This window comes from Pseudomonas sp. PSKL.D1 (genome assembly GCF_028898945.1).
GTDB lineage: Bacteria > Pseudomonadota > Gammaproteobacteria > Pseudomonadales > Pseudomonadaceae > Aquipseudomonas.
The window spans coordinates 2,944,267-2,961,155 of the sequence record NZ_CP118607.1 but is presented as its reverse complement, the minus strand read 5'-3'; the positions used below and the strand labels follow the sequence as shown (position 1 = coordinate 2,961,155).

The 16,889-nt window shown below is 64.3% G+C and carries 12 protein-coding genes, 1 pseudogene and 1 riboswitch; of the genes and pseudogenes, 5 read left to right on the top strand and 8 right to left on the bottom strand.

All coding sequences use genetic code 11. The features are described 5' to 3' along the window. Positions 1-5: 5 nt before the first annotated feature. Positions 6-1,841 carry an asparagine synthase (glutamine-hydrolyzing) gene (asnB, locus tag PVV54_RS13205; protein ID WP_274905667.1) on the top strand — a complete coding sequence of 612 codons (1,836 nt, stop codon included), beginning with the start codon at positions 6-8 and terminating at the stop codon, positions 1,839-1,841. On the opposite strand, the gene PVV54_RS13200 is transcribed toward asnB, so the two are convergent. Continuing rightward, positions 1,830-2,801, bottom strand: a complete 972-nt coding sequence (locus PVV54_RS13200) for a LysR family transcriptional regulator (protein WP_274905666.1) — start codon at positions 2,799-2,801, stop codon at positions 1,830-1,832. The two genes, asnB and PVV54_RS13200, sit on opposite strands and share 12 nt — an antisense overlap. Before the next feature lie 269 nt (positions 2,802-3,070). Here PVV54_RS13200 and PVV54_RS13195 point away from each other — a divergent pair. Both PVV54_RS13195 and PVV54_RS13190 read left to right on the top strand, forming a co-directional pair. Then, positions 3,071-3,691 (top strand): annotated as a pseudogene (locus tag PVV54_RS13195) (SDR family NAD(P)-dependent oxidoreductase); the annotation flags it as partial. Continuing rightward, positions 3,686-4,795, top strand: coding sequence for an SMP-30/gluconolactonase/LRE family protein (locus PVV54_RS13190; protein WP_446731464.1), 1,110 nt, complete (start codon positions 3,686-3,688; stop codon positions 4,793-4,795). The pseudogene PVV54_RS13195 and the gene PVV54_RS13190, both read left to right, overlap by 6 nt. Here PVV54_RS13190 and PVV54_RS13185 read toward each other — a convergent pair. The 6 genes from PVV54_RS13185 to PVV54_RS13160 form a co-directional block, all read right to left on the bottom strand. Further along, the gene (locus tag PVV54_RS13185) at positions 4,785-5,726 is read right to left on the bottom strand and encodes a site-specific integrase (protein WP_274905665.1); all 942 of its coding nucleotides are present in this window, start codon (positions 5,724-5,726) and stop codon (positions 4,785-4,787) included. The two genes, PVV54_RS13190 and PVV54_RS13185, sit on opposite strands and share 11 nt — an antisense overlap. 55 nt (positions 5,727-5,781) lie before the next feature. Further along, positions 5,782-5,907 carry a hypothetical protein gene (locus PVV54_RS13180; RefSeq protein ID WP_274905664.1) on the bottom strand — a complete coding sequence of 42 codons (126 nt, stop codon included), beginning with the start codon at positions 5,905-5,907 and terminating at the stop codon, positions 5,782-5,784. A 37-nt stretch (positions 5,908-5,944) separates the two neighbouring features. Continuing rightward, positions 5,945-6,817 (bottom strand): phosphate/phosphite/phosphonate ABC transporter substrate-binding protein, encoded by an 873-nt coding sequence (locus PVV54_RS13175; RefSeq protein ID WP_274905663.1) that lies wholly within the window; start codon positions 6,815-6,817, stop codon positions 5,945-5,947. Continuing rightward, entirely contained in the window at positions 6,805-9,132 is a 2,328-nt protein-coding gene (locus PVV54_RS13170) for a bifunctional diguanylate cyclase/phosphodiesterase (RefSeq protein WP_274905662.1), read from the bottom strand. The genes PVV54_RS13175 and PVV54_RS13170 overlap by 13 nt, the downstream gene beginning before the upstream one ends. 82 nt (positions 9,133-9,214) lie before the next feature. Then, the gene (locus tag PVV54_RS13165; protein ID WP_274905661.1) at positions 9,215-10,192 is read right to left on the bottom strand and encodes an SCO family protein; all 978 of its coding nucleotides are present in this window, start codon (positions 10,190-10,192) and stop codon (positions 9,215-9,217) included. A 134-nt stretch (positions 10,193-10,326) separates the two neighbouring features. Further along, on the bottom strand, positions 10,327-13,722 hold the full coding sequence (locus PVV54_RS13160; protein WP_274905660.1) for an Ig-like domain-containing protein: 3,396 nt from the start codon (positions 13,720-13,722) through the stop codon (positions 10,327-10,329). 251 nt (positions 13,723-13,973) lie between these two features. Next, positions 13,974-14,079, top strand: a riboswitch (TPP riboswitch). Between the two features lie 34 nt (positions 14,080-14,113). Here PVV54_RS13160 and PVV54_RS13155 point away from each other — a divergent pair. Beyond that, positions 14,114-14,761, top strand: coding sequence for a TenA family protein (locus PVV54_RS13155; RefSeq protein ID WP_274905659.1), 648 nt, complete (start codon positions 14,114-14,116; stop codon positions 14,759-14,761). Between the two features lie 2 nt (positions 14,762-14,763). Next, positions 14,764-15,423, top strand: coding sequence for a thiaminase II (gene tenA / locus PVV54_RS13150; protein ID WP_274905658.1), 660 nt, complete (start codon positions 14,764-14,766; stop codon positions 15,421-15,423). A 137-nt stretch (positions 15,424-15,560) separates the two neighbouring features. Here tenA and PVV54_RS13145 read toward each other — a convergent pair whose 3' ends face one another. Beyond that, entirely contained in the window at positions 15,561-16,889 is a 1,329-nt protein-coding gene (locus tag PVV54_RS13145; RefSeq protein WP_274905657.1) for a TolC family outer membrane protein, read from the bottom strand.

Genomic DNA, 16,889 nt, shown 5'->3' with positions numbered 1-16,889 from the left:
GCAACATGTGTGGCATCACAGGTTGGGTGGACTACACCCGCGACCTCCTGCAAACCGGCCCGGCCCTCGCGGCCATGACCGACACCCTGGCCCTGCGCGGGCCGGACGCCAGCGGCAGTTGGCAGCATCGCCACGCCTTGCTGGGGCATCGCCGCCTGGCGATCATCGACCTCAGCGGCGGCGTGCAGCCGATGACGTTCCGCTGTGGCGATGGCCAGCAGGTCACGCTGGTCTATACCGGCGAGGTGTACAACCACAATGCCCTGCGTGAGCAATTGCGCCAGGCCGGGCACCAGTTTCACACCCGCAGTGACACCGAAGTGGTGCTGCATGCCTACCTGGAGTGGGGCGAGCACTGCTGCGAGCACCTCAGTGGCATGTTCGCGTTCGCGGTGTTCGATGAGCGTGACGGCCACTTTTTGCTGGTGCGCGATCGCCTCGGGGTCAAGCCGCTGTACTACGCCCGGCATGGTCAGGGCCTGCTGTTCGGCTCGGAGGTGAAGGCGATACTGGCGCACCCCGAATTCACCCGTGCACTGGATGTGGTCGGCCTGGTCGATGCACTGAGCCTGTCACGGGGCACTGCGCGCACGGCGTTGCGCGGGGTCAGCGAGCTGGCGCCCGGGCACCGGTTGTCGTGGCGCCCCAACGGCAAGCCGATTATCAGCCGTTACTGGCAACTGCAACGCCGCGAGCACCGCGACGATCTGGACAGCACGGTACAACGCACCCGCGAACTGCTTGGCCAGGCCTTGGGCGAGCAGTTGTATGCCGATGTGCCGGTGTGTTCGCTGCTGTCGGGCGGGCTGGACTCGACCATTCTTACGGCCATGGCGCAGCAGCACCTGCGGGCCGGGCAGGGCGGCAAGGTCAATTCGTTTTCGGTGGACTTCGTCGGCCAGGCCGAGCAGTTTCAAAGCGACGCATTTCGCCCGGAGCGTGATCAGCCTTACGCCCTGGCGGCCGCTGAACACATAGGCAGCCACCACCAGACCATCCTCATCGACAACCGTGAATTGGTTGCCGACCCGGCGCGCCGGGCGGTGTACCGGGCCAATGACTCGGCCGCCACCTTCGGTGACGTGGACACCTCGCTGTACCTGCTGTTCAAGGCCATCCGCGGGCATTCCACGGTGGCCATTTCCGGTGAGGCAGCTGACGAGGTGTTTGGTGGTTACGGCTGGTTCCGTGACCCCGAGGCAATTGCCGGGCAGCGTTTCCCGTGGTTATCGCGCATGCAGTTGCTGGAACCTGAACTGATCAACCCCGAGTTCAACCCACTGTGCGACTTCTCGGATTACCAGAACAGCTGCTACCACCGGGCCCTTGAAGGCGTCGAGCACCTGCCGGGCGACGACCCGACAGAACGGCGCATGCGCGAGATCTGCCACCTGCACCTGCACCACTGGCTGCCGATTCTGCTCGACCGCAAGGACCGCCTGAGCATGGCCGCAAGCCTTGAGGTGCGGGTGCCATTCACCGACCACAGGCTGGTGGAGTACGTGTACAACGTGCCGTGGGCGATCAAGGGCCGGGGCGGTGAGGAAAAGTGGCTGCTCAAGCAGGCCTGCGCCGACCTGCTGCCAAACGCGGTACTGCAGCGTCGTAAAAGCCCGTATCCGACCTCGGCCAACCTGGCGTATGAGCGCTTCTTGCGCGAACGTGTCGGGCAGCTGTTGCAGGACGCCGACAGCCCGGCGTTCCAGGTGATCGACCGTGTCCGGCTCGCCACGCAGTTGCAGCAGCCCCAGGGCTACTTCAATTCGCAACTGCGGCGCAACAACCTGGAAACCGCCCTGGCGCTGGATGCCTGGCTACGTGAGTACCGCTTAGCGGTGTAGGTCGTGGAAGGCGCTGCCATCCAGAATCACCGGGTTCTGGATGGTATCGGCGAAGCGCCGTGGCGCGCCCAGGTCGAGCATGGAAATGAAGCTGCCCAGCGCCGGGGAGGCATTCTGGATGTTCCAGTTCATGTACAGGCCCATGGTTGGCGTAGGCTGGTCCTTGATCGGCCGGATTGGGCGAAACTGCACGCGCTCGCGCAAGGTGGAGTAGGCAATCGACTCTGGCACCAGCGCCACACCGAAACCGCAGGCAACCAGGCCGATCAGGGTGTGGATCTGCGCCGCTTCCTGCACCACCTTGGGGTAGAAGCCGGCTGATTCGCACAGCGCGATCAACTGGCTGTGGTAACCGCTGCCCAATGCTTGCGGGGTGAACACGAAGTCTTCTTCGGCGAACTCGCGCAGGTCGACCACCGGCTGGTGGGCCCTGGGGTGCGCGGACGGCAACGCCATGACGATCTGCTCGTTGAGCAGCAGGCGCGATTCGATCATGTCGGGTGGCATGGGCAACTTGCGCATGAAGCCGATGTCCGCCTCGCCGGCCATCAACGCCTTGGCCTGGGAGGCCGAGGGCATTTCGCGGATGGTCAGGCGCACGTTGGGGTAGGTTTCGCGGAATTTCTTCAGGGTGATCAGCAACGACTCGTAGTAGGCGATGGAAATGGCGGTGATGGTCAGCTTGCCACAAATGCCTTCGGACACGTTGCGGGCGTACTCGATGCCTTGTTCCAGCTCCTTGAGCGTGCGGTAGGCCGTTTCGAGGAACGCCATGCCGGCAGCGGTCAGCTTGACGCCGCGCTTGTTGCGCAGGAACAGGCTGAAGCCGAGTTTTTCCTCAAGGCGGCTGATCGCCTGGCTCAGGGGCGGCTGCGCCATGTGCAGGCGAATGGCTGCCTTGTGAAAGTGCAACTCCTCGGCCACGGCGATGAACTGCCTGAGCAAACGTGTCTCGATCATGTTCGTTCCTTCGTCGAGTCGAACCAGTGCCAGCAAGGCGTTACCCGGCGGCCGACCCTGCAAGGCGGCCATCATAGAGCGTGGCATCGCGGCAACAAAGTGCCTGCTGCACACAGCGTTTGTAGGGCATCGCGCTGCGGGTGCAGGCACATCGGCGGGAGAGGGGTCGGATGTGATATCCGGGAGATATCAAAGTTGCATGCTTTTAATATTAAGTCATTGATTTTTTTATTGTTATCGTAAAAAAGGAGAATCGAAAGGGCCGGACAATGCCAACCACAGAGCCATTCCGCAACAAAGTCGCCATCGTCACCGGCGCCGCCCAAGGCCTTGGCCTGGACTACGCCACCGCGCTGGCCGCTCGCGGCGCGCGGGTAGTCATCAGCGACTTGGGCACCGATCGGGCTGGCGAGGGCCACGACCCAGCAGCCGTCAGTGTGGCCCTGCAAACCTTGCAAAGCAAAGGCTTCGACGTAATCGCCCACGTTGGCCAGCTGGAAAACGAAGACGAATGTCGGCAGCTGGTGGAGCTGGCCATCGAGCAGTATGGCGCCCTGGATATCCTCATCCACAACGCTGGCTGGGTTGACTATCAGGGCATTGAAACCCAGGAGCAGGCCTTTCTGGAGCGTGCGTTGGGCATCAGCGTGCATGCCCCGGTGTGGCTGGCCAAGCATGCCTGGAAGCACCTCAAGCGCTCCGAGGCGCCGCGCATCGTGCTGACCACCTCGGACCGCGCGATGTACCAGCGTTACGCGCAGCCGGGCCTGGTGGCCTATTCGGCCGGCAAGATGGCCCAGGTGGGCATCATGAACGCCTTGAGCATGGAAGGCCTGGAGCACGGCATCCTGGTCAACGCCATTTCGCCGGTGGCCAAGACCCGCATGTGGGGCGTGACCCAACCGCCGGAAGAGCTCAAGCCCGAGTGGGTGACGCCGGGCGTGCTGTACCTGGCCAGTGGCCTGTGCCGCGACACCGGGTACATCCTGCGCGCCAGTAACGGCCAGTTCACCGCCACGCGCTTCAGCGAAAACAGCGGGGTCAGCTACCCGCGCGACCTGGCGCGGGTGGAAGCGTCGAGCCTGGCCGAGGTGGCCGAGCGCTGGAGCCGCATCAAGGAATGCCACTACCTGCCGGTCAAGGTTGCCAATGTGCGCGCCGACCTGGGCGAGAGCCCGGTGTGGGATGCGCGCGGCAATGCCCTGTACTTCGTCGACATCACCGGTGGGCGCATCCACCGGCTGCCGGCCGATGGCGAGGTGGAAACCCTGTACGAATCCGCTGCCCGCATCGGCGCCCTGGCACTGACCAATCAGGGCAACCTGATCTTCACCGAAGACGCCAGTGTTGCCATCCTGGACGTTGAACCGGGCAAGGTGCGCCAGTATTCGGCCTCGGTGCATCACCGCTCCAGCTACCGCTTCAACGACGGCGCCTGCGACCCGCAGGGGCGTTTCGTTACCGGGCTGATGGATGAAGGGCCAAGCGGCAAGACCGGCGCACTGTTCCGCTTCGACCACGAACTGCACGACGAAGTGATCCACGATGGCCTGTCACTGCCAAACGGGCTGGCCTGGTCCGAGGACGGCAAGACGGTGTTCTTTGTCGACTCCGTGGCCCGCGCCATCTACCGTGCCGAGTACCTGGAAGAGGGGCGCCTGGAGCATGTCACGCTGTTTGCCGAAACCCCGGCCGAACTGGGGCGCCCCGACGGCATTGCGCTGGACCGCGAAGGCGGGGTGTGGGTGTGCCAGTTCAACGGCAGTTGCGTGCTGCGCTACGACCGTGACGGGCACCTGACCGACCAGGTGGTGATGCCGGTGCCGCGCCCCACCAGTTGCTGCTTTGGCGGTGACGGGCTGGGCACGCTGTACATCACCACGGCCCGCGTGGGCATGTCGCCGGCCGAATTGCGCCACTACCCGGATGCCGGCGACCTGTACGCCATTCGCCCGGAAGTGGGTGGCATTGCCCGCTACACCTTCACGGAATGAGCGGCTGGGCCGGCAGCACGGCCAGATCACCGAAGCGTTGCGCCGCGTCGATGTAGCGCAACGCCGATTTGGCGTCCTTCCAGCCCACGTAGCTCATCAGCGACTTCAGTTCCCAGCCGTTGGCCGTGGCCCAGGTGGCAAACCCGCGGCGCAGGGAGTGGCCGGTGTACAGGGCAGCCGGTACGCCGCCGCGTTCCAGCATGCGGCGCAGCAGCTTGACCAAACTGTTGCTGTTGAGCGGCGTGTCGCTCAGGTTGCCCCAGCGGTCGATCTTGCGAAACACCGGCCCATGGGCGATGCCGGCGACTTCGAGCCATTGCAGGTAGGCGGTGACCGGGCACAGGGTCTTCAGGGCGGGCGTGCGATGCTGCACCCCCAGCGCTTCGCGATCACCCTTGGTACGCGGCAGGAACAAGGAGATGCCGACGCCTGACTGGGCCTGGATGTGCTCCACCCGCAAGCGCGCCAGTTCGTCGCCACGAAACCCTCGCCAGAAGCCCAGCAACAGTAATGCTGCATCGCGCCGCGCCCGCCGCAAGGCGTGCAGGTCATGCTGCGCCCGGGCCTGGCTGGCTTCTGCCTCGAAATGCGCGATGGCGGTTTGCAGGTGCTGCAACAGCAGCGGCGCGGCCTGTTTGGGCGGTGCCGGGTGCAGGGTACGGATGCCGCGCAGCACCTGGCGTACCAAAGGCGCCTTGGTAGGGTCGGGGAAGCCCTGGCTGATGTGCCACTGGCTGAGGGCCGCCAGGCGTTGGCGCAAGGTGCTGACGGCGTGCTGTTCGGCGTGGTCGGCCAGGTAGCGGGCAACACTGTCGGCGGTGGCCGGCAGGAAGCCACCCCAGTGCGCCTCGAAATGCTCGATGGCGGCCTGGTAGCTGCGTCGCGTGTTGTCGCGGGTGGCGGCGCGGACGTAGCGATCGATGTCGGTCATGGTTGCAGGGCTTTCAGGTTGGTCTGTGCGTGCCCCGTGTAAGGGCCTGTACAGGCTAACGCGCCATCGCAGCTTCCATCAACCGCTGCAGCGGCGCGTATTCCTGCGCACTGACCGGCACCAGTCCGCTGGCATCCTGGGAGGCTACAAACCCGGCCAACGCCCCGGCGTCTTCAAGCATCGCTTTGCGTATCCGCACTTTCAGCGCCGGGCACAGGCTAACGCGCCATCGCAGCTTCCATCAACCGCTGCAGCGGCGCGTATTCCTGCGCACTGACCGGCACCAGTCCGCTGGCATCCTGGGAGGCTACAAACCCGGCCAACGCCCCGGCGTCTTCAAGCATCGCTTTGCGTATCCGCACTTTCAGCGCCGGGCACAGGCTGGCGCTGAATACGTAAGGGTCGTAATGGATCGGTGCCGAGCGCCATTGCACCTTGAAGGTGTCTGCCGCCAGCGCGTGCCGGGCCAGGTAGGCATCCGCGCGCTCGCTGGCCACGAAAGCCGCGTCCACTCGCGCGTCCAGCAGCGCTTCCAGGGCTTTGTCATGGTTGCCTGCGTATACCAGTGCGCCAAAAAACTGCGCCAACGGCGCACCGGCTTGCTTGGGGAACTCTGCATTTGGTATCAGGCTGCCCGAGGTGCTGGCCGGGTCACTCAAGGCCACGCGCCTGCCATGCAGGGCGTCGATGCCGTCGGGGCTGTCGCGACGGGTCAGCAACAAGGCCTGATAGTGGCTGCCCGCCGGGGTATACGGGCCGGCGCTGAGTGTGAACGTGGCGAAAGGCTCCACCTTGGGATCACGCTGTTTGGCCAGCACATACGAAGCTGGCCCCAGGCGGGCGATGTCGGCACCGCCAGACACGATGGCATCGACCACGCTTTCGTAGGAGGCGGCAATCACCAGCTCCACTGGCACCCCGGTCGCCTGGCTCAGGCGCTGCAACAAAGGCTGGTGTTCGCGGGTCATGTCGTCGGCACTTTTGATCGGGATCACGGCCAGGCGCAGGCTGCGGGGCGTGCAGTCGGCCCACGCGGCGGTGGCCAGTATCTGTGCGGCCAGCAGGGCGGCCAGCGCATTCAGAGTACGCATGGCTTTTCCTCCAGGCCATTGAAGGGCGGGTACGCCAGCAACTGTGCAGGCGACAAGGGGCGGCTGAAGTGGTAACCCTGGGCGATGTCGCAACCGGCGAGTTTCAGGCACACCACCTGTTCACGGGTTTCAACGCCTTCAGCCACCACCTCCAGGCCCAGGCGCTTGGCCAGGATGATGGTGGACGAGACGATCGGGCTGTCGTCGTAGCTGTTGCACAGCGGGGCAATCAACGTGCGATCGATTTTCAGCTTGCTCAGCGGCAACGATTGCAAGTGCGCGAAACCGGCATAGCCACGGCCAAAGTCATCCAGGCTGATGCCCAGCCCGGCCGCGCGCAGCCGGTGCAAATGCTCCAGCGCCGTGCCTTCGGGGTCGAGCACCGTGGTTTCGGTAATTTCAAGTTCAAGGCGCTGGGGGGGAATGCCGTAATGCTGCAACTTGGCCAGCAGGCGGGTGCTGAAATCCGCCTGACGCAGTTGCATGGCCGAGACGTTCACCGCCAGGCGGGTATCGCGGCCTTGAGCGTCCCAACGGGCCAGTTCTTCACACGCCAGGCGCAGCACTTCCCAGCCCAGCCCGATGATGAAGCCACTGCGCTCGGCCAGGGTGATGAAGCGGTCGGGGTAAAGCAGGCCGAATTCCGGGTGGTCCCAGCGCACCAGGGCCTCGTAACCGGTCACCTGATGGCTGTCCAGGCGGATTTGCGGTTGGTAGTGCAGCACGAACTGGCGCTCGGCCAAGGCCGCGCCAAAGGCCTGTTCGAGGGTGAATGCCTGAATGTCGGCCAGGTTCAGCGACGGGTCGAAGAAACGGTATTGGGCGCGCCCGGCCTGTTTGGCCGAGTACATGGCCGCGTCGGCGCTGCGGATCAGGCTGTCGATGTCCTGGCCGTCGCGCGGGCAGATGCTCACACCCACGCTGGGGCTGGTGTTGACCTCCTGGCCATCGAGGGCGTAGGTGGCCGAGAGCTTTTGCACCAGGCTGCGCACCCAACTGTCGATTTGCGCTTCGCTGCGTTGCCCGGCCAGCAGCACGACGAATTCGTCACCGCCAAAGCGCGACGCCTCGTCCCCGGGCTCCAACAGGCGCTGGATACGCCCGGCCACCGCCTGCAACAGCAGGTCACCGACCTTGTGGCCGAGGGAGTCGTTGATGGACTTGAAGCGGTCCATATCGATGAACAGGATGGCCATCAGGCGGCGCTTGCCGCGCTGGCGGGCCAGGGCCTGCTCGGCCACTTCGACGAACTGGCGGCGGTTGTGCAGGCCGCTGAGGTGGTCGGTGGCGGCCGCGTGGCTGCTGCGCCGGTGCTCGTCCTCCAGGCGGCCGATCAGTTGCTGGTTGACTTGCTGGGCATGCTCCAGCGCGTTGAAGGCTTCCTGGCGTTTGCGCAGCAGGCGCAAGGTCCAGGCCAGGCTGGCGAGGATCATCAGCGTCATGCTCAGGTTCAGCCAGAACTGCCGTGAGTACGCGAGGCTGGTCGGGGCCAGGATTTCCTCGTAGCGTTGGCTGACCACCACGCTGAAACCGCGCTCGGGCACGTCGCGATACAGGCTTTGGTACGCTTCGCCGGCCGCATATTGTGTGGTCTGGCCGGTGCTGTTGGCGTTGTCGGGCAACTCTGGTTCAAAGCTTTCGCCGGCCACCACCACGCCGCTGGTGTCGATGCGCAGCCGCTCCTGGCCGTCGTCCTGCAGCAGGCGCATCATGCCGGTACGGCCCAGGTCGATATGCTGGAACAGTACAGCCAGGTAGCCAATGTCGAGGTGCACCACGAGAATATTGTCGATCTGCCGCCCTGGTAGGTCAGTCAATGGCAGCACAAAGGGCAGGCGCCAGTCGGGCAGGGTGGCAGGGGCTTTGCCAGCGCCCACGTTCGGCAGAAAGGGCTTGAAACCGTAGCGGGCAACGTGGGCCTTGAGCTGTTGCAGCCAATCGTTTGGCAACTGCGCCGCTTCGTCCGGGTGGCTGGCTGAAACCAGCCGGCCTTGGCGGTCATACAGGCTCATGCGTTTGAACACCGGGTCTTCGGCCAGCAACCGGGCCAGGCTGAGGCTGCCCTGGCGCAGGGTTTTCATGTCGTCCTGGGTAACCCGGCCAATCGCCTGCGCGCGGTCGACCAGCTGGCGCAGGCTTTCGCCGACGATGCTGGCCAGGTTGAGGTGTTCAGCGGCCTTGGCCGACAGCGCATCCTGGCGCGAGGCGGCCTTTTGCGTGATGTGCAGCCCCCAGAGGAACGTCAGGGTGGCAGCGCAGAGCATCAGGATGAGCAGGCGCAGCAGGTTTGTGGACGAGAGAGAGCGGCGGATCACTGCTGGTATTCCCTACCCTGGGTGATCCCCCGAAAATACGACAATAACGTGACAGCCTCGTGACGTTGATGGCTATGTGCCTTTAAGGTTTCCCCCGATCTGCCAACGGGGCCTGCAACCGCGTGGTTTCTTCTTCCAGGTAGCTGAGCAGGGCATGCACCTCGGCTTCGCCCAGGCGCATGTTGGGCATGGCCAGGCGGTTGTACTGCTCGAACAGCAAGGTGGCCAGCGGGTCTTTTTCGGCCAGCATCTGGTCCGGCTCCTTCAGCCAGCGCACCAGCCAGCGCGCATCACGCTGGCGGGTAACGCCGAGCAGGTCGGGGCCGATGCCGGGCTGGCCGGGTTCGACATTGCCCACGGTATGGCACGACGAGCAGCGGGTACGGAAGATCTGCTCACCGCTGCTGGGCGGGCGAATGTCTGGTGCACTGGCGTAGTCGTTGCTGGTGGCGGTGGCCTGCTTCCAGTTGTGCAGGCTGTTGCCCAGGCGATCGGCCAGGATGTAGGGGCTTTCAAACGGCGAGGCCTTCATCCAGCGGCCGGTGGCCTGGTTGCCGATGATCAGGCTCAGGTTGTGGTCCTTGGAGCGGCCGTTTTCCAGGCCTTCTATATACAAGCCCAGGCGGCGGCGCAGTTGTTCGATGTCGGCGGGCTCGCCGGTGAGCAAAGTCCAGCCGGGGCCGATGCCGAATTTTTCGGCATAGCGTTTGAGGGTGGCGGGCGTGTCGTTGTAGGGGTCGATGCTGATTGAATAGAGGAACACGTCTTTACCCACCCGGTCACCGAGGATTTTCTGCACCTGGCGCAGGCGGGCGGTTTCCACCGGGCAGGAGTCGGAGCAGCCGGTGAAGATGAAGTTGATGGCAACCACCTTGTCCTTGATCAGGTCGTCGAAGAAGTGCACCTGCTGGCCGTCCTGCGTGAGCAGAGGGGTGTTGGGAAAGTAGTCGGCGCCCCACGGGGTGGAGGCCTCGGCCTTAGCCGGCGCGTGGATGGGCCAATAGGGGGTGCTGGCGGCGAACACGGCCAGTGCCAGCAGGATGCGCCATGAGCCGGTCATGAATGAACCCTCCTTTGAGTCGGGTTAAAGCGTTCGCTCGTAGGCCTTTGTGGAAGCGGGTTCACCCGCGAACGGTGCCAGGCACCGCGTCGCTTGCTTCGCGGCTGAAGCCGCTCCTACAGGGCCCAGCGGTTTCAGCGGATGCTGACGGGCGCAGTCACGCTCTGCCCCAGCGTCGACTTCACGGTCACCGTCGCCGGTGTGGCCGGCCCATTGCCGGTGGTGGTCACCGACAACCGCCAGCGCGCCCCGGTGGTTGCCGCGGTCAACGTTGCCGTGCCCAGGTTCAGCGGGCCACCGGTGGTTGCCGCTGTGACCGTGATGCTGTTGCCGGTCGCGACCGAGGTGGTGCCCGAGATGTCCCAGGTGTAGCGGTTGTTGCTGCGCAACTGCACCGTGGCGCTGCTGACCTGGATCTCGTCCATCGCCACGGCCGGGCTGACCGCGATGCTGACCGTGGCCGGTGCCACCGATTCGGCGCCCTTGGCGTCACGCGCCGAGTAGTTGAAGCTGGCGGTGAAGGCGGTGGGGACCGTGGCCGGTGGGGTATAGGTCACCGAAGTGCCGTCGGTGCTGACCGTGCCTTTGCCGGAGTCCGGCTGGGTAAGGCCGCTCACCGTCAGGGGCAGGTTGCGGTCCGGGTCGGTGTCGTTGGCCAGCACGTTCAGCACGATGGGTTTGCCGGCGGTGGTGGCGCCGCTGTCATTCACCGCCACCGGGGGCTTGTTACTGTCGTCCTCGCCGCCGTCATCGCTGACGGTGCGGAAGGTTGGCAGGCCCACCGAGGCCACGTATTGCACACCGTCCCAGCCAGGCAGCGGGGTTGGCATCACCTGGAATTGCCCCGGGTGCTCGATGTCCCAGCGCAGCAGCATCGAGGTGTCTTCGTGCTGGGTGTTGTGGCAGTGCTCCATGTAGGTGCCGGCGAACTCACGGAAGCGAATGGCCATTTCCACTTCTTCGGATGAGTCGGCGTCCGGGCCGATGCGGTACACGTCCTTGCGTGCCCATTTTTCCCATTCCGGTGGCGCCTTGCCGTCGCGGCTGAGCACCACGCCTTCTTCGAAGTGCACGTGCACGGGGTGGCTCCAGCCGTTGCCGCCGTTCTTGATCTTCCACACTTCCAGCGTGCCATCGCCGCTGAAGCCACCTTGCGTCGCTTCGTTGGCCAGTTGCGCGGCTGCCGTGATGCGCCGCGGGTCCATGCTGTAGCCGAAGCCGCCGTCGGTCTTGATGGTCCAGGGCGCGGTGTCGGTGCCGTCGGAGCGGCCGAAGATGAACTCGCGGTGGCGGGCGGCCTTGATGCGGTCCTTGTCGGCCTGGGCCGTGCGGTCGATCGTCAGCGGGATCATGCGCAGGCCTTCGGCTTTGCCGGGTTTGGCAGGTTCATAGGCGGTCGGGTCCATGCTCTGGTCCTGGCCGCTGTAGGGCTGCACCAGCAGTTGCATGAACTTGCCGACCACCGGGTCGCCGTTGTCCCACTCCGGGCCTTTGCTGGTTTGCTTGATCACCGCCTTGTACTTCTCGGACAGCACGTCAGCCAGCGAGATGGCCTGTTTCGGGCCTTTGCCGGTGTCGTGCTCCATCAGGTTGACGAAGTACAGCTTGTCGCCCGCCTTGATGCCGTTTTTGCCGAAATTGATGATGATGTCGTAACGCTCGGCGATGCCTTGCAGTGGCAGGATGCCGTTGTTGTCCTGCAGGTTGCCGTCACCGTTGAGGTCCAGCGTGCCGTCGAACGGCACGGCGTGTTCCATGATGTTGCCGTCGTTGGCGATCATGTGGAACGGCACCCGGGCGTAAGACAGGTTGGAGCCGGACGGGCCTTTGAACTCACCGCTGTTACCCGCGATTTCCCGCACCACGGCAAACTTGAAGTAGCGCGACACCGAGCCGTTGAGGATACGGAAGCGGTAGCTGCGTGCCCGTACCTTGAGCTTGGGCTGGTATTGCCAGTTGACCAGGATCTGGTCGCCCAGGAAACCGTCGGTGTTGAACGGGTTGAACCACAGCTGGCCGTTCTGATCCCAGGCCTTGTCGGCGATCACCAGGTTGACGTCGTAGTCGCGGTTGCCCCACGGCATGCCCGCGCCGCTGGGGAAGCGCAGGTTGACGCCGTCCTGCAGGGCTTCGTTGCCGCGGTCCAGCGCGCTGTAGTAGTTCATCATCACGGCGTTGCCTTTGTAGACGTTCTGCGCCGTGAAATCCATCATGTGGTCGTGGAACCAGTGGGTGCTCATGGTTTCGCGCCAGTCACCGCGGATCTTGATGCTGCCGTTCTGGCAGGTTTTGAGGCCGGGGGAGGCATCGTTGACGAACAGGGTTTCGCCGGGCGAGCAGGGGAATGCGGCGCGGGGGTCTTCGGCACGGGTGTTGATGGTGTCGTAGCCGGCCAGCTGGATGGGCCAGCGGTAGTCGTAATACTGGCCAGGGAAGAAATAGGCGTTGGCAAAGCCATCGCTTTCGGCCGGGGAGTGGCCGTTGTGCTCGTGGGTGGAAATGGTGTGCAAGCCAAAGCCCGCGTTGGCGGCCGGGTCGATAGGCAGGGCGTTGTAGTGGCGCATCAGCACCGGCTGGCCATAGCGCACCATCAGCAGCTTGACCGGGAAGGTGCCATCGAAGGTCCACAATGACTTGTGGTTTTGCAGGGGCATGTTCGGGTGAAAGCGGGTGTCGATGCCTTTGGTGGTGCCGAGGGTGGTGGGGATGTCCGAGGTTTGGTAATACAGCCCGCCCGGGGCGAACTCGCCCACGGCATAGTTGTGCAACTGCTTGCGGTCACGCAGCCCCTGGTTGATGCGCGCCCCGGCCTGCGCGGTCTTGAACGCCGCCTGGGGGTAGAACTCGTTCCAGCGCTGGTGCGACCAGCCTTTTCCTGGTGGCCGGCCTTCTGCTGGCGAGCCTACCCCGTTGCGGTTCAGGAACATCTCGATCTGTGCCTTCCATGGGTTGCGGTCGAGCACGTTGGAATACTGGGTAGGGAACGGGTACAGGCCCGGTTGCTTGAGGAAGGCTTCCAGGGCATTGCCGTTGGGGCTGCTGCGGGCGACCACATCCGGGTCTTGCGCGGGCGCGGCACCCAGCGTTGGCACGGGGAAGGTCAGCGCGGGCGGCGGCAGGCTGGGGTCGAGTTTTTCCGGGCCGAATTCTTCGAACAGCAGCAGCTGCTGGGTGAAAGGCTGCGCGCCGAACAGCGGGCTTGGCTTACCGTTGGTAGGGTAATTGCGTGAGGTTTGCAGGGCAGGCGGCAGTACGTTGTCGACCCGGTTGGTCGAGCGGTCGCCGTACACCCCATCCTTCAGCTCCAGCGAGCCTTCATTGGCCTCGGGTAGATTGAACAGGTTGAGCAGTGCCGGGTTGGGGTCGGCCGGCTGATCGTCGAAGTGCGATGGGTCTGTCGGCGGAGGCTGGCTGACGTCGTCCAGCGACGACGCCATCAACGGCCCTTGCCCCAGGCCGAGTATCAGCGCGGCAACGGCGGTAAGTTGGAAGGCGTGGCGGTTGGGGTGGGTCACGGCAGGGGTTTTCATTGCCTTGTGCCTCGCTCGCAGCTAAATGGCTGGGGGCCATCAATGGCGTTTTGCCTCGTTTGTAAGGGCTGGAGCAACGGATGTGCCAACTTCAAGGCCAGTAATACTTTGTTAAACAAACCCTTGCGCGGCCTGATGTGCACTAAACACTGGGGTGTCAATAAATGGGTGATGGCACCCACAAGCGGGGTAAAACCGTGGCCCAGTTCTGGTGGGTGGGTGACAAAACCTTAACAACTGCGGTATACCTGCAGGCCTCCAAGGGGAGCCCGGCAACGGGCTGAGAAACCGCTGGCGCGGTGACCCTTCGAACCTGATCCGGATCATGCCGGCGAAGGGATGGGATGAAAAAACCTGCCTTTTTGCCGGCCCCCACTGCGAGGCCGCAACCATGACCGAACGCTTCACCGAAACCCTTCGCCGCCAAAGCCTGGCCACCTGGGACGCCGCCGTTGGCCACCGTTTTGTCCGCGAGCTGTGCGATGGCAGCGTGGCCGACCCGGTCATGATTCGCTACCTGGTGCAGGATCACCGCTTTCTCGACAGCTTCCTGACCCTGCTCGGCGCAGCCATCGCCACCGCCGACACCTTCGAAGCCCGCCTGCGTTTCGGCCGCTTTGCCGGGATGATTTCCAGCGACGAGAACACCTACTTCCTGCGCGCCTTCGAGGCGCTGGATGTCAGCCCCGTGCAGCGCACCGAACCCGCAGACACTGTGCCTACCGCGGGCTTCAAGGCGATCATGCGCGAAGCTGCCGCCACGCGCTCCTACGCCGCTGCGCTGGCCGTACTCAACGTCGCCGAAGGCCTGTACCTGGACTGGGCAACCCGAGCACCCAAACCACTGCCAGCCAGCTTCGTTCACGCCGAATGGATTACCTTGCATGACAACCCTGCCTTTAGCGAATTCGTCGGGTTCCTGCAAAGCGAGCTGGACCGCGTGGGGCCGCAAGAGGCCGCGCTGAGCAGCGACTTCTTTGCCCGCACTGTGGCGCTGGAGCTGGCCTTCTTCGACGCTGTGTACGACGAGGCGGCGTAAGCATGGATATCTTCCAGCGTTTGAAAACCGCCGCCGCGCCGCAGTGGGCCAGCTACGTCGACCATGAATTCGTGCGGCAGATGGGCGAGGGTACCTTGCCCGAAGCTGCCTTTCGTGTGTACCTGGTGCAGGATTACCTGTTCCTGATCCAGTTCGCCCGTGCCTACGCGCTGGCGGCCTACAAGAGCCGCCTGCCGTCGGACATCCGCGCGGCCCAGGCGGGGCTGGCGGCGATTCTGGACGAAACCGAACTGCACCTGCGCCTGTGCGCCCGCTGGGGGCTGAGCAAGGCGGATATCGAGGCGGCACCCGAGCACCAGGCTACGGTGGCCTACACCCGTTATGTACTCGACTGCGGCGCGGCAGGTGACCTGCTGGAGCTGCATGCAGCGCTGGCCCCCTGTGTGATTGGCTATGCCGAGATCGGCAGCCGGCTGGCGGGGCAGATTGGCGATTTGAGCGGGCACCCGTATCGGGAATGGATTGGCGAGTATGCCGGGGCGGCGTATCAGGGCGTGGCGGCGGCGGCGCGTGAGCACCTGGATGTGCTGGCGGCGCGTAGCATGACCGAGCAGCGCTTTGTGGAGCTGGCGGGGATTTTTGGGCAGGCGTCGAAGCTGGAGGCGGACTTCTGGCAGATGGGGTTGGCGCAAGGTTTGTAAGAAACGGGCGCCGCTTACGCGCCGCATCGCGGATAAATCCGCTCCTACAGGGAGTCGCATTCCTTTGTAGGAGCGGATTTATCCGCGATGCGGCGCGTAAGCGGCGCTCGATCCAGGCATCTCATCGCTATCAGGTTCTAATTGCTCACCACCAACTCCGGCCCCAGGTAATCATTGACCAGCCGGATATCATCATCCCCCAAACTCCCCACCGACGAGGCCAGCCGTAGCCGCGACATCAAATACCGCAGCTTGGCCTCGAACAAATCATGCCGCGCCACGAACAACAGTTCTTCGGCATTGAGCACATCGGAATTGGTGCTGGTGCCGCCTTCCTTGAACCCCTTGCGAGCCGACAGCAACGAGCGCTCGTTGGACGCCACTGCCTTTTCCAGCGCCCGCACACGCAAGGCGCCGCTCTGCACGCCGCGAAACTCGCGGGTTGTGCCCGTAATGACCTCCTGGCGGGTGGCATCGAGCTCGTCCAGGGCTTTGGAACTGTTGGCACTGGCCTGCCGGGTCAGGGCGCTGACACTGCCGCCGCTGTACAGCGGAATGTTGATCTCCAGCCCGATCGAGCTGTAATGGTTGCGCTGGTTCAACTCGGAAATCGACTGGCTTTCGCCTGCGGTATACCCCGCCACAAAATCCAGGGTCGGAAAGTGCCCGGCCCGGGCGCGTTTCACTTCTTCTTCTGCAAGCTCATAACTGTGCCGCCGGGCATGAATCAGCGGGCTGTCGGCCTGGGCTTTCACCAGCCAGTCCTGCAGGTTGCCGGGCAGCAGCGGCGGGGTGGCGAAACCGGGTTGCAGCGTGGTCAGTGACTGCGGCGTTTCACCGATGTATTCCTCCAGCTTGCGCCGGGCATTGACCAGGTTGTCCTGCGCTTCGATCAGTTCGGCCTCGGCCAGGTCACGGCGAGCGGCGGACTCGTCGATGTCGGTGATGGTGCCGTCGCCCAACTCCATGCGCCGTTTGGCCGAGGCCAGTTGTTCTTCGAAGGCGCTGAGCTTGGCTTTGGCCAGGGCAATGGTTTCGCTGGCCAGCAGCACGTTGAAGTAGCTGTCGGCCAGGCGTACGGCTGCGTCCTGGGTCTTGGCGTCGAACACGGCCACGCTGTAATCGGCGCGCTGCTGGCCCTGGTGGTATTCGGCCATTTTCTGTTTGTTGAACAACGGCTGGCGCAGGCGCACGTTGGCGCCGCGCGAGTCATAGTCCAGGTCGCGGTCCAGGCCGTTCTGGCGCTGGCTGCCGTTGACCTTGTTGTTGTAGGCCGAAGCGTTGATCTGCGGCAGCAGGCCGGCCTGGCCGATGGCGCGGTTTTCCAGGCCAGCCTGTTGCTCGTGCACGGCGGCCTGGTAGACCGGCCCTTGATACTGCAGCAGGTCCCAGGCTTGCTTGAGGTCCATGGCGCCGGCGGGTGCTGCCAGGCCCAGCAGGCAGGCGAACAGGCAGGAGCGGTGCAT